Below are 24,319 nucleotides of genomic sequence, written 5' to 3' on the forward strand. Positions count from 1 at the left end.
TCGCCCGTCGCTCAGGAAATGGACTTCAGGTAGTCCTGATACTCGGCCTCGCTCATCAGGCTGTCGAGTTCGGCCGCGTTCGCGAGCTTGATCTTCACGAACCAGCCCTGGCCGTGCGGGTCCTCGTTGACCGTGCCGGGCGTGTCCTCGAGGCCGGAATTGACCGCGACAACCTCACCCGAGACCGGCGCATAGACCTCGCTCGCGGCCTTGACGCTCTCGACGACGGCCGTCTCGTCCCCCTGCGAGACACGCTTGCCGACGCTCGGCAGCTCCACGTAGACGACGTCGCCGAGCTGCTGCTGCGCGTAGTCCGTGATGCCGACGACGGCGGTGTCGCCCTCGACGCGGACGTACTCGTGATCCTTGGAAAAGCGGATGGTCATGATCCTCTCCGGACGGTCTTGTCGGTTCAGCGCTTGTAACGATGGGGCACGAAGGGCATCGTGACCACGGTCGCCGGCAGCGGCTTGCCGCGCACGACGAGATTGAGCTTGGTCCCGGGTTTGGCGAAGTCGCACACCACGTAGCCCATGGCGATCGGGCGCCCGATGGTCGGCCCGAAGCCGCCGGATGTCACCTCGCCGACGAGCTCACCGTCCTCGTCGGTGATCTGCGTGCCTTCGCGCGCCGGGGCACGGCCCTCGGGCAGGAGGCCGACGCGCAGGCGGATGGGGCCGTCGGTGAGCTCCTGCCTGATCCTGAGGTGGCCGGGGAAGCCCCCTTCCTCGCGCCGCCGCTTCTGGATGGACCAGACGAGCGCCGCCTCGACCGGCGAGGTCTCCTGGTTGATGTCGTGGCCATAGAGGCACAGGCCCGCCTCCAGGCGCAGCGAGTCGCGCGCGCCGAGGCCGATGGCCGCCACCTCCGGCTCGGCCACGAGCAGATCCCACAGCGCACCCGCCCTGTCCGCCCCGACCGAGATCTCGTAGCCGTCCTCGCCGGTGTAGCCGGAGCGCGAGACATGGGCGTCGAGGCCGGCGATCGTCGTCGCGGCTGCCGTCATGAAGCTCATCGCAGCGACGCCCGGCGCATGACGCGCGAGCACCGCCGCGGCCTTCGGGCCCTGCAGGGCGAGGAGGGCGCGATCGTCGGCGCGCACGAGGCGCACCTCGCGCGGCAGGTTCGCGGCGATGTGGAGGTAGTCCGCCTCCTTGCACGCCGCATTGACGACGAGCATGAGCCTGCCGTCCTCGGCCGGATCGGCCGGCCGCGTCACCATCAGGTCGTCGAGAATGCCGCCCTGGTTGTTGAGAAGCTGGGTGTAGCGCTGCTTGCCGCGGCCGAGGTTGAGGATGTCGGCCGGCACGAGCGCCTCGAGGGCGCGCGCCGTCGTCTCGTGGTCGGGGCCGACGAGGAAGGCCTGCCCCATGTGCGAGACGTCGAAGAGGCCTGCGGCCTCCCGCGTATGCGCGTGCTCGGCGATGATGCCCTTCGGATACTGCACGGGCATGTCGTAGCCCGCGAAGGGCACCATGCGGGCGCCGAGCGCCACGTGGCGCGAATGCAGCGGTGTCGTCTTCAGCGGTGCGCCGCTGGTGGCTTCCTGCGCCATGGGTCCCTCCCGAGTCGAGCCGCGCCCCGACGAGCCGTGAAGCTCGTGAGCGCGCCCCCTCTGTCCCGGGACCTGAGAGATTTCGCGGCCGATGGAAGCCGCTTACCCCCTTCGGTGGACGCGGGCCTCGTGCGGCTTGCGTCGCTTTCCAGAGTGCCAGCTCCCGCGCGGTCCTGTGGCCTGAGCGTTTCCGGGGCGGTTGCGCCTTCGGCGGCGGACCGATCGGGGCGGTCCGCACTCTCCCGCGGGGATCAACGGCTGCGGACACTCAATAGTGCCCGCGCCGTCCCTGTCAATCGCGCCGAGGCGCCACTGAACAGCTCATCGGCGCTGGCGGCGCGGCGCCTCACCGGCCGGGCCACGGCCGAGACCGACCTCGACTGTGACGTCGCTCTGTCCCGGAGGCACCATCAGCCCCTCCTCGACCACGACAAAGGAGCCTTGCGTCTGGCCGGCGGGAATCGTCACCGACACCGTGCGCGAGCGCGATGCGATCACACGGTCGCCGCTCTTGAGAGCGATCCGCACCGGCGCCGTGAAGGTGCCTGGAGAGCCCGTCGGGCCGAGAAGCGCGCGCCCCTCGACGCCAACCTTGACGGTGTAGCCGCCGCCCGGCACCGAGGCGCATTCGCGCGCCGTGTTGGCGATGGAGATCTGGTGGCGCAGGCTCGCGCCTTCCCCCACCCGGATCGCCGATCCGCCTTCGAACACGTCGACGATCGGGCAGTCCTGATCGAACTCGTCCTGCTGCGGGTTGACCGGCAGGACCGAATCCCCCCCGCCGGAGAAGATGCGGCGCAACATGGGAGCGGCAGCCCCCTCCTCCGGATCACCCTTCTTGGACCCGCCCTCGCTGGCGCAGGCGGCAAGGAGGAGCGCGAGCCCGAGTGCCGGCGCCAGGCGCGCGGCGCGCACAAGACCGGTGCGTGACGAAAAAGCCATGGATGAACCCCTGTTTCGACCCGTCCGGTTACGGCAGGCCGTCGAACCCCTGGCCGAAGCCGCTGAGCGAGACCGGAATGCCGATCCCCTCCTCCGGCGTTTGGAACACGATGAACGTCGCCTGCTTGCCACCCTTCAGCTGGCCGATGAGCGTCTCGTCCATGACCACCTCGGCGACGCAGCCGGTGTTCATGCAGCGAACGAAACCGGCGCGGCCGACATCCGTCTGGTCGATCTTGAGCCCGAGGCCGGCCGGCAGCAGCACCCCGAGCGGCGCCACGACGCGCAGCAGCCGGCTCTTGCCGTCGGCGGTCTTCAGCACGATGACGAGCAGCGTGACGTTGGGCTTGTCCTCGGCCGCCACGTTCTGAACGAGCGCGCATTGCTCGTTCCTGGCGCCGGCAGGCGTCTCGCAGCGCATCTGCCACTCGCCGAAGGTGTTCTTGACGACCCCCTGCGCCCGTGCCGGCGCACTCCAGCCGACAAGGCCGGCGGCCGTGAGCGCCAGGGCGGCCGCGAGGCGCCCGGCGGCGATCGGCGATGTGCGACGTTGCATGAGGTCCTCGTCCCTTCGTTCTTCGGTGGAACCGCGTCCGGCCCGGCAGGGGCTTCCCGCGCGAATCGACCCACCCCAAGCCCGCGATGTCTCGAAGGCGTGTTTCGGATCACGCTCGCCCCGCACTGTCAAGGATGGGAACGGAGTATGGCGAAGTTCCGCCCGCGCGGCGCGGGTCGGGGCGGCGCCGGTACTTTCTCGCGCGTTTATGCCGCACGAAAGCCACGATCGACTCCCGTTGCACCGAACGCGGTGTTGTGGTCTTTGACCTACATCAATGGCAGGTGGCGCGGGGGCGTGCCGCCCGCCGTTCCGTTTTTGGGGCGGTCGGGGCGGGTGCGCGCAAGCAACAAACCTAAACCGTACCCCGCCGATCACGGGAGCTCCGGACGACCGATGCGGATCGATTTTCTTCGTCTCCGGCCTCTCGCCGCGCTTGCGGCGGGGGCAGCGCTGACCGGCGGGTTGGCGGCTTTTGCGGACCAGGCACTCGCCGGCACGGGCCAGCCCTCGGAATGGCAGATGGGCCTGCAGACGCCGGTGACCGAGGTCGCGCAGTACATCGGCTGGTTCCACAACGGCCTCCTGTGGCTCATCGGCGCGGTCGTCGCCTTCGTGCTGGCGCTGCTCGTCTACGTGATGGTGCGCTTCAACGAGAAGACGAACCCCACGCCCTCGAAGACGACGCACAACTCCCTCATCGAGGTGATCTGGACCGTCGTGCCGGTGCTGATCCTCGTCGTCATCGCCGTGCCATCCTTCCGCCTCCTCAAGCTGCAGCTGGTGCCGCCGAAGGCCGACGTCACGATCAAGGCCACCGGGCATTCCTGGTACTGGTCTTACGACTATCCGCAGGATCAGGGCGGCGGCTTCGCCTTCGACGCCAACATGGTGCCGGAAGGCCAGCTGAAGCCCGGCCAGCCGCGCCTGCTCGCCACCGACAACGAGGTGGTGCTGCCGGTGAACAAGGTCGTGAAGGTGCAGGTGACCTCCGCCGACGTCATCCACGCCTTCGCCGTGCCCTCCTTCGGCATCAAGGTCGACGCCGTGCCCGGCCGCCTGAACGAGACGTGGTTCAAGGCCGAGCGCGAGGGTATCTACTACGGCCAGTGCTCCGAGCTCTGCGGCCAGAATCACGCCTTCATGCCGATCGCCATCCGCATCGTCAGCGAACAGCAGTATGCGGCGTGGCTCGAGGAGGCGAAGAAGAAGTTCGCCGCCAACGAAACCTCGCCCGTACAGGTCGCCGCGCGCGCGGCCCTGGCGGACTAAACGTCGCGGAATACGCCGGGCGTCCGAGACGCCCGACAGGAAAGCCAGACAAGGAGCTGACGACATGGCTTCGACGGCAGCGGCGCACCACGCGCACGACCACGCCCACGATCACCCGACGGGCTGGCGGCGCTGGCTGCTCTCCACGAACCACAAGGACATCGGCACCCTCTACCTGATCTTCGCGCTGTTCGCGGGTCTCGTCGGCGGTGCGCTCTCGATCGGCATGCGCCTCGAGCTGCAGCAGCCCGGGCTGCAGTTCTTCGCCAACGGCCAGACGTTCAACGTCTTCGTCACGGGCCATGGCCTCATCATGGTGTTCTTCATGGTGATGCCGGCGCTCATCGGCGGTTTCGGCAACTGGTTCGTGCCGCTCATGATCGGCGCCCCCGACATGGCCTTCCCGCGCATGAACAACATCTCCTTCTGGCTGACGGCCTCGGCCTTCTGCCTTCTCGTGGTGTCGCTGTTCATGGAGGGCGCGCCCGGCTCGCTCGGCTTCGGCGGCGGCTGGACGGTCTACCCGCCGCTCGCGGTCGCCGGCCATCCCGGCCCTGCGCTCGACTTCGGCATCCTGTCGCTGCACCTCGCCGGCGCGGCGTCCATCCTCGGCGCCATCAACTTCATCACCACCATCCTCAACATGCGCGCCCCGGGCATGACGCTGCACAAGATGCCGCTCTTCGCCTGGGCGGTGCTGGTGACGGCGTTCCTGCTCCTGCTGTCTCTGCCGGTGCTGGCGGGCGCGATCACGATGCTGCTGACGGACCGCAACTTCGGGACGACCTTCTTCGACCCCGCGGGCGGCGGTGACCCGATTCTCTACCAGCATCTGTTCTGGTTCTTCGGCCACCCCGAAGTCTACATCATGATCCTGCCGGCCTTCGGCCTGATCAGCCACATCGTGTCGACCTTCTCGAAGAAGCCGATCTTCGGCTACCTCGGCATGGCCTACGCCATGGTCGCGATCGGCGTCGTCGGCTTCATCGTGTGGGCGCACCACATGTACACGGCCGGCCTGTCGCTCGATACGCAGCGCTACTTCGTCTTCGCGACGATGGTCATCGCCGTGCCGACGGGCGTGAAGATCTTCTCCTGGATCGCGACGATGTGGGGCGGCTCCATGCGCTTCACGGCGCCGATGGTCTGGGCGATCGGCTTCATCTTCCTGTTCACGGTGGGCGGCGTGACGGGCGTGGTGCTTGCCAATGCCGGCGTCGACCGCGCCCTGCACGACACCTACTACGTGGTGGCCCACTTCCATTACGTGCTGTCGCTCGGCGCCGTCTTCGCGCTCTTCGCGGGCTGGTACTACTGGTTCCCGAAGATGTTCGGCTACGTGGTGCCGGACAGGATCGGCAAGCTGCATTTCTGGATCTCGTTCATCGGGGCCAATCTTCTGTTCTTCCCGATGCACTTCTCCGGCCTTGCCGGCATGCCGCGCCGCTACGTCGACTATCCGGACGCCTACGCGCACTGGAACTTCATATCCTCGATCGGTTCCTACATCTTCGCGGTCGGCCTCCTGGTGTTCTTCGCCGGCATCGTCATCGCGGTGAGCCGCAAGCAGCGGGCCGCGGACAACCCCTGGGGCGAAGGCGCGACGACGCTCGAATGGACCTTGTCCTCGCCGCCGCCCTTCCACCAGTACGAGACCCTGCCGCGCATCGCGGGCTCGACCCACTGACCGGACGCAGGCGGCGGGAACCATTCCCGCCGCCTCGCTCCTCTCCCGAGCGCCGCCGCCGTGCAGCGTTCCGGAGAGGGGCCGACGACCGAAGGGGCCATCGACCGGCGCGCGGACGCCGGGTGTGAGACGGACGGATCGACAGCATGACGATGATCACCGACGGTCTTGCCGAGAACGGCCGCGCCCAGGGCGCCGCCGCGCCCGCGCGCCCGGCGGTCTCTCGCTCCGCCGTGTCGTCGGGCGAGGTCCGCGACTACTTCGCGCTGCTGAAGCCGCGGGTGATGTCGCTCGTCGTCTTCACCGCACTCGTCGGCATGGTCGTGGCCAAGGGCCACATCCATCCCGTCATCGGCTTCGCCTCGCTCCTCGCCATCGCCGTCGGCGCCGGCGCCTCCGGCTGCCTCAACATGTGGTGGGACGCCGACATCGACGCGGTGATGACCCGCACCGCCCGCCGACCGATTCCCGCCGGGCGCGTCACGGGAGAGGAGGCGCTCGCCTTCGGCCTGACGCTCGCCGTCGGCTCGGTGCTGTTCCTCGAGCTCGTGGCGAACTGGGTGGCTGCTGGCCTGCTGGCCTTCACCATCTTCTTCTACGTCGTCGTCTATTCGATGTGGCTGAAGCGCGCGACACCACAGAACATCGTCATCGGCGGCGCCGCCGGCGCCTTCCCGCCCATGATTGGCGAAGCGGCCGTCACGGGCTCGGTTAGCGTCGACACCCTCGTCCTCTTCGCCATCATCTTCATCTGGACGCCGCCGCATTTCTGGGCGCTGGCGCTCGTAAAATCGGGGGATTATGCCCGCGCCGGCGTGCCGATGCTGCCCAACGTCGCCGGCCCCGATGCCACGCGCCTGCAGATCCTCATCTACACGCTGCTGCTCGTCCCGGTCGGCATCGCACCCGCCTTCCTCGGTATCGGTGGCGTCGCCTATGCCCTGGTCTCGGCGCTCACGGGCCTCGGCATGATCGGCTTCGCCTGGCGCGTCTTCCGCCTGCGCGAGGGCGATCCGGCGATGAAGGCGGCGCAGCGCCTCTTTGCCTTCTCGATCCTCTATCTCTTCCTGCTCTTTGCCGTGCTGCTCGCCGAGCATGCCTTCGGCCTTGGCGCCGCATTCAGGGGAGGCCTCGCATGAGCGGCGTTCTGCCCGACGAGCGGCCCGAGAAGGCCGTGCATCAGCCATCCCGCCCCGAAGCGCCGGAGCGGGCCCCGCTCACGCCGGAAGAGGTGAAGCGCCGGCGCGCCCGCAACCTCGCCATCGCGCTGACCCTCGGTGCCCTCTGCGTCCTGTTCTACGCCGTGACCATCGCGCGCCTCGGTGTCAACGTGCTCAACCGTCCGCTGTGAGAGGCCGCCGATGACGACCGATCAGGAAAGCACCAGCGGGATGCCGGCCACGAAGGCCGAGGCCGCCGCCCGCCGCGTGCGCACCACCGGCCTGATCTGTGCCGGGATCGCCGTCGGCATGGTGGGCCTCGCCTATGCGTCGGTGCCGCTCTACAACCTGTTCTGCCAGGTGACGGGCTACGGTGGCACGCCGCAGGTGAGTGCCGCCAACGGCTCCACCGTTTCCGAGCGTGTCGTGTCGGTCCGCTTCGACGCGAACGTCGCTCCCGGCATCTCCTGGCGCTTCACGCCGGAACAGCCGGTCGTCGACGTCCGCCTCGGAGAGACGGCGACCGTCTTCTACAAGCTCACCAATACCGGCACGCGTCCCTCCACCGGCATCGCCACGTTCAACGTCCAGCCGGAGCTCGCAGGCGCCTACTTCAACAAGATCCAGTGCTTCTGCTTCACCGAGCAGACGCTGCAGCCCGGCGAAACCATCGAGGCGCCGGTCGTCTTCTTCGTCGATCCGGCCATCCTCAAGGAGCCGGACATCAAGGACATCGAGACGATCACGCTCTCCTATACCGTTTTCCCCTCCAAGGGCGGCGCGCCGGTGGCGGCGGCGACGGGCGGAGGGGCGGACAAACCCAAGCTGTGACGCCGCGAGGCGCACAGGTTGGAGCGTGGCAAAGGCGCCTCGGCCTCGCAACCTCTCCCGGGGTTTCGCGGCCGAGGCACCGACAACAGAGGTGACGCGTTCCGTCCAAGGGCGGGGCGCGATTGGAACCGGAGACCAAGAAAATGGCTCAGGCGCACGCCAAGAACCACGACTACCACCTCGTCGATCCGAGCCCGTGGCCGCTCATCGGTTCGATCAGCGCCTTCGTGCTGGCGACCGGCCTCATCATGAGCATGAAGGGACTCAGCGTCGGCGGCCTCAAGGCCGGCCCCTACGTGCTTGGCGCAGGCCTCCTCGGCGTCCTCTACACCATGGCCGCCTGGTGGACCGATGTCGTCAAGGAGGCGAACCGCGGCGACCACACCCGCGTGGTGCAGCTCCACCACCGCTACGGCATGATCATGTTCATCGCCTCGGAGGTGATGTTCTTCGTTGCCTGGTTCTGGGCCTATTTCGACGCGAGCCTCTTCCCCGGCGAGGCGATCCAGTACACCCGCGCCGAGCTCACGGGCGGGCATTGGCCGCCGAAGGGCATCGAGACCTTCGATCCCTGGCACCTGCCGCTCCTCAACACGCTCATCCTGCTCACCTCGGGCACGACGGTTACCTGGGCGCACCACGCCCTGCTGCACAATGACCGTCAGGGCGTGAAGTACGGCCTGTGGCTGACGATCGCGCTCGGCGTCCTGTTCAGCTTCGTCCAGGCCTACGAGTACAGCCACGCCACCTTCGGCTTCTCCGGCAACATCTACGGCGCCACCTTCTTCATGGCGACGGGCTTCCACGGCGCCCACGTCATCATCGGCACCATCTTCCTGGCGGTATGCCTGCTGCGCGTCTACCTCGGCCAGTTCACCCCGAAGCAGCACCTCGGCTTCGAGTTCGCCGCCTGGTACTGGCACTTCGTCGACGTCGTGTGGCTGTTCCTCTTCGCCGCCATCTACGTCTGGGGCTACGGCGGGCCCGTGGCCGGCGCCGCGCACTGAAGCCCGGCGGCTGCGACAACGAGGGGCGGCGAAGGCCGCCCCTTTTGCGTTAGAAGGGCACTATCCGCCGGCAAAGGTGCAGTGCGGGGCAGCTCTGCGATTGCGATCAATCGAGAGCCGCCCGGCCCATCGAGACGGAGCACCACGTTCACCGAAACAGCGCCATCGGTGAGGGATGCTCCTGGAGACAGGTCATGGCCCAGGACGACTATCCGCCCCAGCCCCCGATCGCGACCGGGCTTGCCGGACGCTGCCCGCGCTGCGGCGAGGGACGGCTGTTCAAGGGCTTCCTCAACCTCGCGCCGGGCTGCCGCTCCTGCGGCCTCGACTATTCCTTCGCCGATTCGGCGGATGGCCCGGCCGTCTTCGTCATGCTCATCGGCGGCTTCATCGTCTGCGGTGCCGCGCTATGGCTGGAGCTGACCTATGAACCGCCGTTCTGGGTGCATCTCCTCGTCACCCTGCCGATCGCGCTCGTCGTCTGCATCGGCATGCTGCGGCCGCTGAAGGGCGTGCTCGTCGCCCTGCAATATCATCACAGGGCCGAGGAAGGCCGTCTGGAGAAACGGTAGCAGGCCGGCGCGAACCCTGTCCGCCGGCTCGCCCTGCGCCATACCCTTGCGCCAGCACCCGAGACCATGCCCCGCCTCCGCCCCCTTCTCCTGCCCGGTCTGCTCACGCTTGCGGCGCTCGCCGTCCTCCTGTCGCTCGGCACGTGGCAGCTCGGCCGCAAGGCGTGGAAGGATGAGCTCCTCGCACGCATAGAGGCCCGCATCCATGCCACCCCGGGCGAGATCGTCCGGGAGGAGGAATGGCCAGCGTGGAAGGTGGCCGAAGACGAGTACAGACGCGCGCGCCTCACCGGCACCTTCCGCCACGACGCCGAAGTCCTGGTGCACGGCAACAGCCCGCGCGACCCGCGCAGCGGCAGCGTCCTGCCCGGCTACTACGTGTTGACACCGCTCGTGCGCGACGACGGCACGACGGTCATCGTCAACCGCGGCTTCGTGCCGCTCGACCGCAGGGCGCCGGACACCCGGCCCGACGGGCAGGTCGCAGGGGCCGTCACCGTCACGGGTGTCGTGCGGGCGCCCGAGGAGGGGGGCTGGTTCGTCCCGCAGAACGACGCGGCCAAGGGCGAGTGGTTCACGCGCGACGTCGCCGCGATCGCCGCCGCCAAGAAGCTCCAGCGTGTCGCGCCCTTCTATGTCGATGCCGACGCCGCACCCAATCCGGGCGGCTGGCCACGGGGCGGTCTCACCGTCGTGAACTTCCCCAACAACCACCTCGAATATGCCCTGACCTGGTACGGCCTCGCCGTGGGTGCCGCCGGCGTCTTCATCGCCTGGGCGTGGCGGAGGCTGCGCGGCGCCTGATCCCGCGAGGGTGCGCGCCGGCGAGTTCCTTGCCTCCACCTGGCCCCGCGCGTAGTGTCCGCCGGTTCACGGGGAGAAATGACCTTGCTGCACGTCTCGACCCGCGGGGAGGCGCCCGCGATCGGCTTCACCGAAGCGCTGCTGGCCGGGCTTGCCCGCGACGGCGGCCTCTACGTCCCGCAGAGCTGGCCGCAGTTCACGTCCGAGACGATCGCCGGCTTCGCCGCCAGGTCTTACGCCGGCGTGGCGGAACAGGTGGTGGGCGCCCTCACCGACGGCGAGATCGAGCACCCGGCCCTCGCCGGCATGATCGGCGACGCCTATGCGACCTTCCGCCACCCGGCCGTCTGCCCTCTCGTCCAGATCGACGACAATCTCTTCGTGCTCGAGCTCTTTCACGGCCCGACGCTCGCGTTCAAGGACGTGGCCATGCAGCTCCTCGGGCGGCTCATGGATCACGTGCTGAAGAGCCGCGGCGCGCGCGCGACCATCATCGGGGCGACGTCGGGCGACACCGGCAGCGCCGCGATCGAGGCCTTCAGGGGCCTGTCGCAGGTCGACGTCTTCATCCTCTACCCGCACGGCCGCGTGTCCGAGGTGCAGCGCCGGCAGATGACCACCGTCGACGCGCCGAACGTGCATGCCCTCGCCCTGGAGGGCACTTTCGACGACTGCCAGGCGATCCTGAAGGGGCTCTTCAACAACCACCGCTTCCGCGACGAGTTGAAGCTCTCGGGCGTCAATTCAATCAACTGGGCGCGTATCGTTGCGCAGGTGGTCTACTACTTCACGGCCGCCGTGTCGCTCGGGGCGCCCCACCGTCCCGTCTCATTCACGGTGCCGACCGGCAATTTCGGCGACATCCTCGCCGGCTACGTGGCCAAGCGCATGGGCCTGCCGGTCGCCCGGCTCGGCATTGCCACCAATACGAACGACATCCTCGCCCGCGCGCTCGCGAGCGGGCGGTACGAGGTGACCGGCGTCGCCCCCACCACCTCCCCCTCCATGGACATCCAGGTGTCCTCGAACTTCGAACGCCTGCTGTTTGAGGCCTATGGCCGCGACGGCGCCGCCGTGCGGCAGCTGATGGCAAGCCTCGCCCAGTCCGGCAGTTTCGACATCGCCGCGGCTCCGCTCGCGGCGATCCGGCGGGAATTCACCGCCGGCCGCAGCACGGAGGCCGAGACGGCGCGCGAGATCGACGAGACCTGGACCCGCGCGGGCTATCTCCTCGACCCGCACACCGCCGTCGGCACCGCGGTCGCCCGCCGGGCGCACGTCGAGGATCCCGCGACGCCGATGGTCGTGCTCTCGACCGCGCACCCGGCCAAGTTCCCCGATGCGGTGGAGAAGGCAAGCGGCGTGCGCCCGCCCCTGCCGGCCCATCTTGCGGATCTCCACGACCGTCCCGAGCGCTTCACCGTTCTCCCGAACGACCAGCGCGCCGTCGAAACCTTCGTGCGCACGCATGCGCGCGCCGTGCGCGGAGCCGCTGCATGAACGCGACCATGCCTCTGCCGAGCGATGCGCGCGTGCGCGTGACCACGCTCGACGGGGGCCTGCGCGTCGCCAGCGAAGCGATGCCGCATCTCGCCACCGCCGCCGTCGGCGTGTGGATCGGCACGGGCGCCCGCCACGAGCGCCTCGATGAGCACGGCCTGTCGCATCTCCTGGAGCATATGGCCTTCAAGGGGACGCGCCGGCGCTCGGCGCGCGCCATCGCCGAGGCCATCGAAGCCGTGGGCGGCGAGCTCAATGCCGAAACGAGCGTGGAATACACCGCCTACGGCACGCGCCTCCTCGGTGAGGACGTGCCGCTCGCCCTCGACATCCTTGCCGATATCCTGACCGAGTCGGTCTTCGATGCCGCCGAGCTCGCCCGTGAAAAGGGTGTCATCCTGCAGGAAATCGGCGCCGTCGAGGATGCGCCCGACGACCTCGTCACCGACGTCTTCCTCGAGACGGCCTTCCCCGACCAGCCCATCGGCCGGCGCATCCTCGGCACGCCGAAGACCGTGCGCGGCTTCGACCGCGAGGCCATCACCGCCTTCCTCGCGCGCGAGTATCGCGCTCCGCAGGTCGTCGTTTCGGCGGTCGGTGCCGTCGATCACGAGCGCCTCGTCGCAGATGTCGCACGGCTCTTCGCCGCGCTGCCCGGCGGCGCCGCGCCGCCCGCCGCCCCTGCGCGCTTCGCCGGAGGAGAGGCACGCCTCGAACGTGACCTCGAGCAGGCGCATCTCGTCATCGGCTTTCCGGGCTGCTCGTACCATCAGCGCGAGCAATACGCCGTGCAGGTCTTCGGCAATCTCCTCGGCGGGGGCATGTCGTCTCGCCTCTTCCAGGAGGTGCGTGAGGAGCGCGGGCTTGCCTATGCGGTCGACGCCTTTCACTGGCCCTTCGCCGACACGGGCATCTTCGGCATTTCGGCGGGAACCGACCCGCAGGATCTCGCGGCGCTCGTGCCTGTCGCGCTGGACTGCCTGATGGAGGCCGCCGCCGGCGCGACCGACGAGGAAGTGGCCCGCGCCAAGGCCCAGATGAAGGTCTCGCTGCTGACCGCCCTCGAATCGCCCGGCAACCGCGCCGAGCAGATCGCGCGGCAGATCCTCGCCTTCAACCGCGTCATCCCGCGCGAAGAGATCGTCGGCCGCATCGATGCGATCACGACCGAGGAGGTGCGCCGCGCGGGCGGCGCACTGGCAGCGAGCTCCCCCGTCGTGGCTGCCATCGGCCCCCTCGCCGGCCTGCCGTCGCTCGATGCGATCCGGAGGCATCTCGGTAGCCCGAGGTGAGGCCGCCATGGTTCTCTTCCGCTTCACCCCCGCCAATGAAAGCCTGCCGGTCGTGCGCGGCGAGGGGGTCTATCTGCGTGCTCCGCAGATGGCCGACTACGAGGCCTGGGCAAGCCTGCGCGAGGCAAGCCGCGCCTTCCTCGAGCCGTGGGAACCCATCTGGCCGGCGGACGACCTGACGCGCCCGGCCTTTCGGCGGCGGGTGCGCCGCTACGCGGAGGAAATCCGCAGCGACATGGCCTACCCCTTCTTCCTCTTCCGGGAGGCGGACGGGGTGCTCCTGGGCGGGCTCACCCTCGGCCTCGTACGCCGCGGTGTGGCGCAGGCCTGCACGCTCGGCTACTGGATGGGCGCTGCTTACGCGCGGCAGGGCTACATGACACACGGCGTGCGCGCCGCGACGCGCTTCGCCTTCAGCGAGCTCGGCCTGCGACGGATAGAGGCCGCTTGTTTGCCGTCGAACGAAGCCTCGATCCGCCTTCTCGAAAAAGCCGGATTCACCCGCGAGGGCTACGCGCGCCGGTATCTGTGCATCGCCGGCAGCTGGCAGGACCATCTTCTCTATGCATTGCTGCGCGACGATCCGGTGCGATGATGGCGGGAGCCCGAGCGATGGGGACGGCTGACCACCTCTCCTTGCTCTCATGCCGCGTCGCCGATACCACTGTCACGAGCCGGACGCCGAGCATGCCGATCTCGTTCGCGAAACGCTCACGATCGAGGCCGACATGCAGGATTCCAGAGAAACTTGCCGCTCCCGCGTGTTCCGTCCGCCGGTAGGCGGAACCCGCGCGAACGGCATGGCGCCTCCGCCCCACACCGCGAGAGTCCCGCGTTGCGATTGATCCGCGTTCTCACCCTCGTCCTCGTCGCTCTTTGCCTCGCCCTCGCAGGGCGGCCGGCCGAGGCCGTCGAGGCGGTACGGGTGACGCTCAACGCTCCGGCGCTCGACTTGACTCCGGTCGTCGAGCACTACCGGTCCGAGGGTGACCTCATCCAGATCTCGACGGCGCCCGGCCCCGATGGCATCGTGCGCCGCATCGCGGTCAAGGCGCGCGAGGGCGGCACGCGGCCGGACTGGATCGTCTTCGCGCTCACGAATGACACCGACGAGCAGATCGATCGCCTGCTCGTGGCGCCGCACTATCGGCTCGTGGGCTCCGGCGTGGTCTGGCCCGATCTCGGCGCCTCCCGCATCGCCGCCGTCACGGCGAGCCAGGGCATCCGGCCCGAGCGGGAGGACAGCGCCGACGCCGACGTCTTCACCATCACGCTCGACCCGGGCACGACGGTGACCTTCGTGGCGGAACTGCGCACGCCGAACCTGCCGCAGCTCTATCTGTGGGAACCGGAAGCCTACAAGGCCAAGGTCAACGGCCTCACGCTCTACAAGGGCATCATCATCGGGGTCGCGGGCCTCCTCGCGCTGTTCCTCACCATCGTCTTCGTGGTCAAGGGTGCGGTCATCTTCCCGGCCGCGGCAGCTCTCGCCTGGGCGGTCCTCGCCTATACCTGCATCGACTTCGGCTTCTTCCAGCAGATCTTTCCCATCACGCAGGCTGCTGACCGCATCTACCGCGCCGCGGCCGAGGCCGTGCTCGCCGCCACGCTCCTCGTCTTCCTCTTCGCCTATCTCAACCTCAACCGCTGGCACGTGCGCTACAGCCACGTCACGGCCGGCTGGCTCCTCTTCCTCGGCGCCCTCGTCGGCCTCGCCGTCTTCGACGCGCCAGTGGCCGCAGGCGTGGCGCGCATCTCCGTCGCAGCCGTCGCGGCCATCGGCTTCGCGCTCGTCATCCACCTCGCGAGCCACGGCTACGACCGGGCGGTGATGCTGATCCCGACCTGGTTCCTGCTCCTCGTCTGGGTGGCAGCCGCCGGTTTCACGGTCCTCGGGCAGCTGACGCGCGACCTCGTCTCGCCCGCCCTCATCGGTGGCCTGGTGCTCATCGTCATGCTCATCGGCTTCACCGTGATGCAGCATGCCTTTGCCGGCGGCGCGCTGGCGCAGGGCCTCGTCAGCGACACCGAGCGCAAGGCGCTGGCGCTCGCCGGATCCGGCGACATCGTCTTCGACTGGGACGTGTCGGCCGACAAGATCTTCGTGAGCCCCGAGGTCGAGCAGCTCCTCGGCCTCAAGCGCGGCACGCTCGAAGGCCCGGCCTCCACCTGGCTCGACATCATCCATCCCTTCGACCGCGACCGCTATCGGGCGACGCTCGATGCCGTGATCGAGCAGCGTCGCGGCCGCGTGGTGCAGGACTTCCGATTGCGCGCCGCCGGCGGGCAGTTCTTCTGGTTCAACCTGAAGGCGCGCCCTGTCGTCGGCTCCGACGGCGAGGTAATTCGCGTCGTCGGCACGCTCGCGGACGTGACGGAGAGCAAGACCGCCGAGGAGCGCCTGCTGCACGACGCCGTGCACGACAACCTCACCGGCCTGCCCAACCGCGAGCTGTTCCACGACCGCCTCGACGCCGCCCTCGTCTTCGCGCAGCGCAGCCAGATGCTGCGGCCGACCGTCATCGTCATCGACATCGACCGTTTCAAGCAGGTCAACGAGTCGATCGGACTGTCGGCGGGGGACTCGATCCTCCTCACGCTGTCGCGCCGCCTGGGGCGCCTCTTGCGGCCGCAGGACACGCTCGCCCGCATCGCCGGCGACGAGTTTGCCATCATCCTGCTGTCCGAGCGCGATTCCGACCGCATCATCACCTTCGCCGAGATGATCCGGCGCGCGGTCACGACCCCGGTCACCTTCGCCGACCGCGAGATCTTCCTCACCGCCTCGATCGGCATTGCGCTCTATGATGCCCAGGCCGACGTGAAGCGTGACGAGTGGCTGAAGAACGCCGAGATCGCCATGGTGCACGCCAAGCGCCAGGGCGGCGACCGCATCGAGGTGTTCCGGCCCAACATGCGCGCCCAGCGCAGCGACCGCCTGACTCTCGAGAGCGACCTTCGCCGGGCGCTTGAGCGCGGTGAGATGAAGGTGCTCTTTCAGCCCATCGTCCGCCTGGAAGATCGCACCGTGGCCGGATTCGAGGCGCTGCTGCGCTGGGATCATCCCAAGCTCGGGCGCCTTCCCCCGCACGAGTTCATCCCCATCGCCGAGGAGACGGGCCTCATCGTCGACCTCGGCGTCTTCGCCCTCGAACGCACGGCACGCGAACTCGCTGCCTGGCAGCGGGCCCTCGAGGTCGCCCCCCCGATCTTCGCCTCAGTCAATGTGTCGAGCCGCCAGCTCCTGCGTCACGACCTCCTGCACGACGTGAAGACGGTGCTCGCGCGAACGCCGGTGACGCCGGGCTCCCTCAAGCTCGAGCTGACCGAAAGCCTGGTGATGGAAAACCCGGAATATGCTGCGCAGATGCTCGCCCGCATCCGTGACCTCGGCGCCGGCCTCTCCCTCGACGATTTCGGCACGGGCTACTCGGCGCTCGCCTATCTGCAGCGCTTCCCCTTCGACACGATCAAGATCGATCAGTCCTTCGTGCGCCAGATGTCGAACGGCTCGCGACCGGTCATCCTGCGCTCCATCATCTCGCTCGCCCACGAGCTCGGCATGGAGGTGGTGGCGGAAGGCGCCGAGAACGAATCCGATGCCATTGAGCTCTTCAACATGGGCTGCGAATATGCCCAGGGCTACGCCTTCGGCGAGCCGATGAGCGCCCATGAGGCCCGTCGCCTCGTCGGCGCGACGCCGGAGGCGGCCTGACATCCGCCGATGCCGGACGGCGCCTGCCGGTCGGGGGAGGATCGCATGGCCGAGCCGACGCGCGAGACGCCGCGAACGGGCGGGCAGCCGCTCGCGGGACAGCCGATCGCACCGGGGGTGCGCATCGGCCACGTGCATCTCAAGGTGGCCGATCTCGATCGCGCCATCGCCTTCTATCAGGGCGTGCTCGGCTTCGCGGTCACGCAGCGCTACGGCCGTGAGGCCGCCTTCCTGGCGGCCGGCGGCTACCATCACCACATCGGCCTCAATACATGGGAGAGCCGCGGCGGCGCTCCGCCCGCCCCTGGCACGACCGGCCTTTACCATTTCGCGGTGCTCTATCCGACGCGCGCCGCGCTGGCCGATGCCCTGCGCCGCCTCATGGCCGCCGGCATAGCCCTCGACGGAGCAGCCGATCACGGCGTGAGCGAGGCGCTCTATCTGCGCGATCCGGACGGGAATGGCGTGGAGCTCTACTGGGATCGCCCTGAATCCGCATGGCCGCGCACGCCGGATGGCGGGCTTGCGATGTTCACGCGAGCCCTCGATCTGGAAAAGCTCCTGGCCGAAGGGGCTTGAGGCGGCAGGTCGTCAGGCGTGGCCCGCCTGGCCCGAGAGCATGCCGGGATCGATGCCGATGCGGCGCAAGGCACGCTCGTACTTGGTCTCGACCGCCGCGTCGAAGACGAGTGCCGGATCGGCCGGGCAGTTGAGCCAGCCGTTCGCCTGTATCTCCGTCTCGAGCTGGCCCGCGCCCCAGCCGGCATAGCCGAGCGCCAGCACCGCGTTCTCCGGCCCGTCGCCGCGTGCAATCGCCCGCAGGATGTCGATCGTCGCCGTCAGGCAGATGCCCTCGTCGATCGGCAGGGTCGAATTGTCGATGAAGAAGTCGGGCGTGTGCAGCACGAAGCCGCGCCCGGTCTCGACCGGCCCGCCGCGCAGCACCTTCACGCGCCCGACGCGCACGGGCAGGCGAATGGCCGCTTCCTGCGAGATGATGTCGAGCTGTACCAGAAGATCGGGAAAGCTCAGGTCCGGCGCCGGCTTGTTGACGATGATACCCATCGCGCCCTCTTCCGAATGGGCGCACAAATAGATCACCGTCCTCGCAAAGCGCTCGTCGGGCATTCCCGGCATCGCCACAAGCAGCTGGCCATCGAGATAGCCGCGTGGATCGCTGGTCAGAGTGGCGCGTTCGAGACGCATCGATTCAATTCCTCTGCGCTATGCTACGGCCAAGAGCGCCTTTTTCAAAACACCTTTCGCGCTCAGGAGGCTCCAGTCACGGCATCGTGGCTCGCGCCGGCGCGCGATAGCCTCTATCTGGGTAGTCATGATGAACCCAACCCGTCTCGTCCGCCGTCCGGCCGCCGGTCTGGCCGCCCTTCTGGGGCTGGCGTTCGCCATTCCGCTGGCGCAAGCCGATATCGGCACCTCCGGATCAGCCGCAGGGCAACGCTCGACCGTCCGTATCCTGGCGGACGGTAGGGGCGATTCTGGAGCCTACCGCGCGGGCGTCGCCATCGCCCTCGAGCCCGGCTTCAAGACCTACTGGCGCAACCCCGGCGATTCAGGCGTGCCGCCGACCTTCGACTGGACCGGCTCCGACAACGTCGCCTCGGTCACCGTGCGCTATCCGGCGCCGGAACGCTTCTTTGACGGCGTCGGCTATACCGTCGGCTATAAGGGCGACGTCGTCTTTCCTATCAGCATCGTGCCGCGCGATGCGGCGGCACCGGCCCGGCTCGCGCTGAAGCTCGATTACGCCGTCTGCGAGAAGCTGTGCATCCCGACGCAGGCGAAGCTGACACACGTGCTGCCCGCTGCGGGTGACGCGGCGGCATCCGGGGTGCTGCGGTCCGCCGAGGCGCGCGTGCCGCAACCGGCCAAGCTCGGCGCAACCGTGCAGGGCCTCGCCCTCTCGCGCGTCGCGCTGCGCTCCGACGGCGCCTCGGCGGAACTCACGGCCGAGATTGCGGCTTCCGACGGGGGAGCGATTCGCGATCTCTTCGTGGAAGGACCGGACGGATGGTACTTCGGCAAGCCCGAGATTCGTGGCGAGCCGGGTGGCCCGCAGACCGTCCGCGTGCCCATCGAGGAGCGTCCGAAGGCGGCCGGAACGGCGCGGCTGCCCTTCGTCCTTACGCTTGTCGGCAACACCGCCGCCATCGAAGTCAGGACCGATCTCGACGTGGACGGCCTCAAGCGCTAACTCAGGAGGGATCCTGGCGGGCCTGTCCGGCGCGCCGTTCAATCCCGAAAGCGAGGAGCGCGATCCATGGCCATCGAAGTGGGCGACCGGCTGCCGCAGGTAACCTTCCGTGTCATGACGGCGGAAGGACCGGCGGCCAGAACGACCGACGACATCTTCAAGGGGCGCAAGGTCGTGCTGTTCGCCGTGCCGGGCGCCTTCACCCCGACCTGCCACAACAACCACCTGCCCGGCTTCCTCGCCAAGGCGGACGAGATCAAGGCGCGCGGCATCGATGCCATTGCCGTCACCGGCGTCAACGACGTCTTCGTCATGAACGCCTGGGCCAAGGCCTCCGGCGGCGAGGGCAAGATCGAGTTCCTGTCCGATGGCAACGCTGACTTCGCCAAGGCCGTCGGGCTCGCCTTCGACGGTTCTGGCTTCGGCCTCGGCACGCGCTCGCAGCGCTACTCGATGGTCGTGAACGACGGCGTGGTCGAGAAGCTCAATGTCGAGGACGCCCCCGGCAAGGCCGATGTCTCCGGGGCGGAGCACCTGCTCGGCCAGCTGTGACGGCGCCGGCTGCGCGGCAAACACAAGCGCGGTTCTCCGGGGGGCGATCTCCGGGGAACCCTCGGGGCGATACGCCCGCTTCCTCAGAACAGGCTGCCCTGGCTCGCTCCGCCCGTCTTCGGCCTTGGCGCCGCCTTCGCCGCCGGCGCGGGTTTCGCGCGTTGGGGCACGGGCCCACCGTCCGCCGTCGCCGCCACCTCGCCGTCGGCAAAGACGATGGCGAGCCCCATCCCCGGCATCACCGCGGCGGCGCTGCGCACCGGCCGGCGCGCGGTGTCGAGCACCAGCGTATAGCCGCGGGCAAGGACGCCCTTGTGGCTCAGGCCCTCCACCAGCTTCCACATGGCTCCGAGGCGCGTCGCCTCCGTGCGCAGGCGGGCCCGATGCGCGCGCCCCAGGCGCTCGCCGGCCGCGATCAGCCGCTCGCTGCCGCGATCGAGGCGCAGCACGATGGGCTGGGCCGTCAGCCGCGTGGCGATGCGCACGAAGGCATTGGTGCGGCGCTGCGTGTTGGCGGCGAGACCGGCGACCAGCCGTTGCCCGAAACCGTCCAGCCGCGCTCGCGTGGCGGCGAGCCGGGCCGCGGGTGACAGCCGTGCGAGACGCTGCACCGCCTCGTTCAAGGCCACTTCGTGCCGGCGGGCGTTGGCGCGCAGCGCATGGACGAGCTTGCCCCCGGCGAGATCGAGGCGCTGGCGCGGCCTCGACAGGAGGTCTTCCGGCCCGGGCAGGGCGCGCGCGGCCGAGCGAAGTTCGGTGCGGTGCCGATCGAGATAGCGCAGGACGGCGCCCACCTGCCGGCGGGCGAGGTCGCCCACCTGCGCCACGAGTTCGGAGCGGACGGGCACGACCTTCTCGGCCGCCCCCGTCGGCGTTGGGGCGCGCAGGTCGGCGGCGAGATCGATCAACGTCCAGTCCGTCTCGTGCCCCACCGCCGAGACGAGCGGAATGTCGCTCTCGGCGGCCGCACGGACGACGATCTCCTCGTTGAAGCTCCACAGGTCCTCGAGTGAGCCGCCGCCGCGTGCCACGATGACCACATCCGGCCTCGGGATCGCGCCACCCGCCGGCAGCGCGTTGAAACCGCGGATCGCGGCGGCGACTTCCGCAGCGCTCGTTTCGCCCTGCACGCGCACGGGCCAGACGAGCACGTGGCGGGGAAAGCGATCCTCGAGACGGTGCAGGATGTCGCGGATGACGGCGCCCGTCGGCGAGGTGACGACGCCGATGACGGCTGGGAGATAGGGCAGGAGCTGCTTGCGCGCCTCGTCGAACAGGCCCTCGGCCGCGAGCTTGCGCCGCCGCTCCTCGAGGATCGCCATCAGGGCCCCGAGCCCGGCGGGCTCGATCGTGTCGATCACGATCTGATATTTCGACGAGCTGGGGAAGGTCGTGATCTTGCCGGTGACGACGACCTCCAGCCCTTCCTGTGGCTTCACCTTGAGGCGCTGGAACACGCCCTTCCAGATCACCGCCTCGATCTTGGCGCCCTCGTCCTTGAGGGCGAAGTAGCAATGGCCGGAGGAATGCGGCCCGCGATAGCCGGACACCTCGCCCCGCAGGCGCACATAGCCGAAGGCGTCCTCCAGCGTGCGCTTCAGCGCCCCGGACAGGCCGGAGACGGTCCACTCCTGGATGTTGGTGACGGCTTCGTCGCGACTCAACGGGCTCATGGCGGCCGACCATAGGCCCTCCCGCGCGAAGCGTCACGCAAGGCGCGCAAATCCCCTCCCTCGCGCCGTCGGCCCCTCCTGCCGAACGCAATGCGGCGGCGCGGGCGCAAGGGCGAAGCCCCCCCCTGTCCCGCCCCGCAGCCGGTGGCCGCCACGCCTCACGCCGCGGCGTCCTTGCGCATCTTGAAGCGCTCGACGAGCTTGCCGACGGTCTCGCGGAAACCACTGTACTCGAGCTCGGCATAGGGTAGCATGGCCGCGCCCGACCAGCCCTGGCTGCGCATCTCGATCGCCTTCTGCTGCGCGCGCCGCCGCACCTCGTCCCAGGCGGGATTGCCGAAGAAATCGGTGTAGCCCGAGGAGAAGCGGCCGGCCCGGTCGAGCGAGAAGCCGGTGCAGGAGACGATCGGCAGGCAATACATCCCGGTTACTGCGGTGTTCAGCGGCACCGGCATGAGGGGCATGACGTGCGAGCCGCGCGCGTCGCCGCCGACGTAATGCGCCTTGGCGAAGGGCGACAGGAGCTCTTCCGGCGCCGGGAAGATGCCCTGGTTGCGCACCAGCGCCACGGGATCATCCTTGCCCGTGTACTTGCCGGCGATGGCGTGCAGCCGCTGCGCCGAGACGGCCACCGCCTGCTCGCCGTGGGTGCGCGAGATGATCGCGTCGATGCCGAAGCGTTCGTTGTCGCGCAGGAGAGCGGCGATGTGATAGGCGTCCTCCGGCGCGTCGAGCTCGAGGATGCTGTCGCCCTTCGTGTTGTCCATGTCGATGATGCGGAAGCGGAAGCCCTTGATCATCTGCGGCAGCATCAGCCCGGCACAGTACATGGGATCGGCGAAGGCGAGGTACAGCGGCAGGTTGTAGGCTCCCGGGCCGCATTTGTCGGCGGCCAGGACCATGAAGGATTCGGCCGGGCGATGGCCGGCAAGCGTATGGTCGAACTCGATCTCGGCGACCGCCGGGCCTGCGCCGCGCAGATTGCCCGAGGGAGCGTCGACGAGGAGATCCTGGCCGGCACCGTAGAGCCCGTCCTCCCTGGCGATCTGCGTCGCCTTCATGAAGGTGTTCCACGCGAAGCGATGGATCTCGGGGTGTCCCTTGCCGCGCCGGTGGCTCATGATGAGGGCGATATCGTCGCCGGTATGCGCCACGAAGCCGTCGATGAGGAGGTCGCGCTCCTGCGCCTCCGCAACCTCCGACCGCGCACAGGCGAGCATCCTCTCCGAAGGCTTGGTATGGCCGCCGATCGAACCCACGTCGGCTTTGATCACGGAGAGCGTAATCCGCATGGCTGACCTCCGTCGTGCCGCGCCCGCCCCCTTTCAGCCCCGCTCTTGTCTATCATGCGCCGCGACGGCGGGCGATCCAACAGCCTCCATCCGTTGGCGTCATCGTGCCAATGCATCTTCCGCAGACACCGGCGCCTCTTGCGACGTAGGACGACGCCCAAGCTCACATGCGGCAAGGAGGGTACGATGATCAGGCTACCCATCCTGCGCCTACCCCTGCACCATGTGTCGCCCCGCTCCCCCGAAGGTTGGCGCTGGATCGGCCGCTACCCACCCATTGCGCGGCACGCCCCCGAAGGCTAGTGGATCCCCACCACGCGGCGCCCGCGGACGGCGGGTGCCGGTCCCGGTGCGGCGCACGAAGAAGAAGCGCATGAACATCCTCCTCATCGGTTCGGGCGGGCGCGAGCACGCGCTCGCATGGAAGCTCTCGGCGAGCCCGCTGTGCGACAGGCTCTTCATTGCCCCAGGCAATCCCGGCACGGCGCAATGCGGCGAGAACGCCGCGCTCGACGTCGCCGACCACGCGGCGGTGATCGCCTTCTGCCGCACGAGGGGCATCGATTTCGTCGTCGTCGGACCGGAGGCGCCGCTCGTCGCCGGCATCGTCGACGATCTGACGGCCGCCGGCATCAAGGCCTTCGGGCCCAGGCGCATTCCCGCGCAGCTCGAAGGCTCCAAGGCCTTCACGAAGGAGCTGTGCCGGGAGTTCGGCATCCCGACGGCCGCCTTCGCCCGGTTCACGGATGAGGCTGCGGCTGCGGCCTATGTGCGGGCGCAGGGGGCACCCATCGTCGTCAAGGCCGACGGGCTCGCCGCCGGCAAGGGCGTCGTCGTCGCGACTTCCGTCGAAGAGGCGGAAGCCGCCGTCGCCATGATGTTTTCCGGCGGGCTTGGCGCGGCCGGCGCAGAGGTGGTCATCGAGGAATGCATGGTGGGCGAGGAGGCGAGCTTCTTCGCGCTCTCGGACGGCACGCACGCCATCCCCCTCGCCTCGGCGCAGGACCACAAGCGCGTCTTCGACGGGGACGAGGGGCCGAACACGGGCGGCATGGGCGCCTATTCGCCCGCTCCCGTCATGACGTCTGCTCTCGAAGAGCGCGTCATGCGCGAGATCGTGCAGCCGACGGTGGCGGGGCTGAAGGCGCGCGGCACGCCCTATGTCGGTGTGCTCTACGCGGGGCTGATGATCACGGCCGAAGGGCCGAAGCTCATCGAGTACAATGTCCGCTTCGGCGACCCCGAGGCGCAGGTGCTGATGCCGCGCATGAAGACAGACCTCGTCGCCGCCATGCTCGCCTGCTGTGACGGCATGCTCCACGATTTCGACGTGCGCTGGTGGGACGAGACGGCGCTCACCGTCGTCATGGCCGCCCGGGGCTATCCCGGCGCCGTCGAGAAGGGTTCGGAGATCAGGGGCATCGCCGAGGCCGAGGCGCTTGATGACGTCATCGTCTTCCACGCCGGCACGAAGCAGGACGGTGCGAGGCTCCTCGCCAACGGCGGGCGCGTGCTCAACGTCACCGCCACCGGCAGGACGGCGACCGAGGCGCAGAGGCGCGCCTACGAGGCCGTGGCCAGGATCGACTGGCCGGAGGGCTTCTGCCGCAGGGACATCGGCTGGCGCGCCGTCGCCCGGGAGGGGTGACGCCGCCGCCGGACGCGCTATCGTGCCGTGGCCACGTCTCGTCAGCGGA

At 69.0% G+C, this 24,319-nt stretch carries 23 protein-coding genes and 1 riboswitch; of the genes, 16 read left to right on the forward strand and 7 right to left on the reverse strand.

What is annotated here, in order from left to right; translation table 11 throughout:
• Positions 1-11: 11 nt before the first annotated feature.
• The 4 genes from gcvH to QNA08_RS06340 all read right to left on the reverse strand — a co-directional run bounded on the left by gcvH (position 12) and on the right by QNA08_RS06340 (position 3,053).
• On the reverse strand, positions 12-386 hold the full coding sequence (gene gcvH / locus QNA08_RS06325; RefSeq protein WP_283739842.1) for a glycine cleavage system protein GcvH: 375 nt from the start codon (positions 384-386) through the stop codon (positions 12-14).
• A gap of 26 nt (positions 387-412) precedes the next feature.
• Positions 413-1,555, reverse strand: coding sequence for a glycine cleavage system aminomethyltransferase GcvT (gene gcvT, locus QNA08_RS06330; protein ID WP_283739843.1), 1,143 nt, complete (start codon positions 1,553-1,555; stop codon positions 413-415).
• 158 nt (positions 1,556-1,713) lie between these two features.
• Positions 1,714-1,810, reverse strand: a riboswitch (glycine riboswitch).
• A 66-nt stretch (positions 1,811-1,876) separates the two neighbouring features.
• Complete coding sequence (locus tag QNA08_RS06335; RefSeq protein ID WP_283739844.1) at positions 1,877-2,497, reverse strand: hypothetical protein; 621 nt, start codon at positions 2,495-2,497, stop codon at positions 1,877-1,879.
• 28 nt (positions 2,498-2,525) lie between these two features.
• Positions 2,526-3,053 (reverse strand): invasion associated locus B family protein, encoded by a 528-nt coding sequence (locus tag QNA08_RS06340; RefSeq protein ID WP_283739845.1) that lies wholly within the window; start codon positions 3,051-3,053, stop codon positions 2,526-2,528.
• Positions 3,054-3,449: 396 nt separating this feature from the next.
• Between QNA08_RS06340 and coxB the strand changes: the two genes are divergently transcribed.
• From coxB to QNA08_RS06405, 13 genes are all read left to right on the forward strand, one after another.
• Positions 3,450-4,325: a cytochrome c oxidase subunit II gene (coxB, locus tag QNA08_RS06345; protein WP_283739846.1), complete on the forward strand. Its 876-nt coding sequence runs from the start codon at positions 3,450-3,452 to the stop codon at positions 4,323-4,325.
• 64 nt (positions 4,326-4,389) lie between these two features.
• A complete protein-coding gene (ctaD, locus tag QNA08_RS06350) occupies positions 4,390-6,012 on the forward strand; it encodes a cytochrome c oxidase subunit I (RefSeq protein ID WP_283739847.1) in 1,623 nt (540 codons plus the stop codon).
• 146 nt (positions 6,013-6,158) lie between these two features.
• On the forward strand, positions 6,159-7,151 hold the full coding sequence (locus QNA08_RS06355; protein ID WP_283739848.1) for a heme o synthase: 993 nt from the start codon (positions 6,159-6,161) through the stop codon (positions 7,149-7,151).
• Complete coding sequence (locus tag QNA08_RS06360) at positions 7,148-7,363, forward strand: hypothetical protein (protein ID WP_283739849.1); 216 nt, start codon at positions 7,148-7,150, stop codon at positions 7,361-7,363. Before QNA08_RS06355 ends, QNA08_RS06360 begins: the two co-directional genes overlap by 4 nt.
• Positions 7,364-7,373: 10 nt before the next feature.
• Entirely contained in the window at positions 7,374-8,003 is a 630-nt protein-coding gene (locus tag QNA08_RS06365) for a cytochrome c oxidase assembly protein (RefSeq protein WP_283739850.1), read from the forward strand.
• Positions 8,004-8,146: 143 nt separating this feature from the next.
• Positions 8,147-9,010 carry a cytochrome c oxidase subunit 3 gene (locus QNA08_RS06370; RefSeq protein ID WP_283739851.1) on the forward strand — a complete coding sequence of 288 codons (864 nt, stop codon included), beginning with the start codon at positions 8,147-8,149 and terminating at the stop codon, positions 9,008-9,010.
• Positions 9,011-9,204: 194 nt separating this feature from the next.
• A complete protein-coding gene (locus tag QNA08_RS06375; protein WP_283739852.1) occupies positions 9,205-9,582 on the forward strand; it encodes a DUF983 domain-containing protein in 378 nt (125 codons plus the stop codon).
• Between the two features lie 66 nt (positions 9,583-9,648).
• Positions 9,649-10,386, forward strand: coding sequence for an SURF1 family protein (locus QNA08_RS06380; protein ID WP_283739853.1), 738 nt, complete (start codon positions 9,649-9,651; stop codon positions 10,384-10,386).
• Positions 10,387-10,470: 84 nt separating this feature from the next.
• Positions 10,471-11,886 carry a threonine synthase gene (gene thrC, locus QNA08_RS06385; protein ID WP_283739854.1) on the forward strand — a complete coding sequence of 472 codons (1,416 nt, stop codon included), beginning with the start codon at positions 10,471-10,473 and terminating at the stop codon, positions 11,884-11,886.
• Positions 11,883-13,178, forward strand: coding sequence for a M16 family metallopeptidase (locus QNA08_RS06390; protein WP_283739855.1), 1,296 nt, complete (start codon positions 11,883-11,885; stop codon positions 13,176-13,178). The genes thrC and QNA08_RS06390 overlap by 4 nt, the downstream gene beginning before the upstream one ends.
• Positions 13,179-13,185: 7 nt before the next feature.
• Positions 13,186-13,773 carry a GNAT family N-acetyltransferase gene (locus QNA08_RS06395; RefSeq protein ID WP_283739856.1) on the forward strand — a complete coding sequence of 196 codons (588 nt, stop codon included), beginning with the start codon at positions 13,186-13,188 and terminating at the stop codon, positions 13,771-13,773.
• A gap of 249 nt (positions 13,774-14,022) precedes the next feature.
• Positions 14,023-16,893 (forward strand): EAL domain-containing protein, encoded by a 2,871-nt coding sequence (locus QNA08_RS06400; protein ID WP_283740083.1) that lies wholly within the window; start codon positions 14,023-14,025, stop codon positions 16,891-16,893.
• 45 nt (positions 16,894-16,938) lie between these two features.
• Positions 16,939-17,472, forward strand: a complete 534-nt coding sequence (locus tag QNA08_RS06405; RefSeq protein ID WP_283739857.1) for a VOC family protein — start codon at positions 16,939-16,941, stop codon at positions 17,470-17,472.
• A gap of 12 nt (positions 17,473-17,484) precedes the next feature.
• Here the strand turns inward: QNA08_RS06405 and QNA08_RS06410 are convergent, their stop codons facing one another.
• A complete protein-coding gene (locus tag QNA08_RS06410; protein WP_283739858.1) occupies positions 17,485-18,099 on the reverse strand; it encodes a YqgE/AlgH family protein in 615 nt (204 codons plus the stop codon).
• A gap of 127 nt (positions 18,100-18,226) precedes the next feature.
• Between QNA08_RS06410 and QNA08_RS06415 the strand changes: the two genes are divergently transcribed.
• On the forward strand, positions 18,227-19,105 hold the full coding sequence (locus QNA08_RS06415; protein ID WP_283739859.1) for a protein-disulfide reductase DsbD domain-containing protein: 879 nt from the start codon (positions 18,227-18,229) through the stop codon (positions 19,103-19,105).
• A 66-nt stretch (positions 19,106-19,171) separates the two neighbouring features.
• Positions 19,172-19,657 carry a peroxiredoxin gene (locus QNA08_RS06420; RefSeq protein ID WP_283739860.1) on the forward strand — a complete coding sequence of 162 codons (486 nt, stop codon included), beginning with the start codon at positions 19,172-19,174 and terminating at the stop codon, positions 19,655-19,657.
• 83 nt (positions 19,658-19,740) lie between these two features.
• Here the strand turns inward: QNA08_RS06420 and xseA are convergent, their stop codons facing one another.
• Positions 19,741-21,330, reverse strand: coding sequence for an exodeoxyribonuclease VII large subunit (xseA, locus tag QNA08_RS06425; protein ID WP_283739861.1), 1,590 nt, complete (start codon positions 21,328-21,330; stop codon positions 19,741-19,743).
• A gap of 158 nt (positions 21,331-21,488) precedes the next feature.
• Positions 21,489-22,622, reverse strand: a complete 1,134-nt coding sequence (locus QNA08_RS06430) for a fructose-1,6-bisphosphatase (RefSeq protein ID WP_283739862.1) — start codon at positions 22,620-22,622, stop codon at positions 21,489-21,491.
• A 373-nt stretch (positions 22,623-22,995) separates the two neighbouring features.
• On the opposite strand from QNA08_RS06430, the gene purD reads away from it, so the two are divergent.
• Positions 22,996-24,270: a phosphoribosylamine--glycine ligase gene (gene purD / locus QNA08_RS06435; RefSeq protein WP_283739863.1), complete on the forward strand. Its 1,275-nt coding sequence runs from the start codon at positions 22,996-22,998 to the stop codon at positions 24,268-24,270.
• Positions 24,271-24,319: the final 49 nt, after the last annotated feature.

This window comes from Chelatococcus albus (assembly GCF_030067675.1).
Taxonomy (GTDB): Bacteria; Pseudomonadota; Alphaproteobacteria; order Rhizobiales; family Beijerinckiaceae; genus Chelatococcus_A; species Chelatococcus_A albus.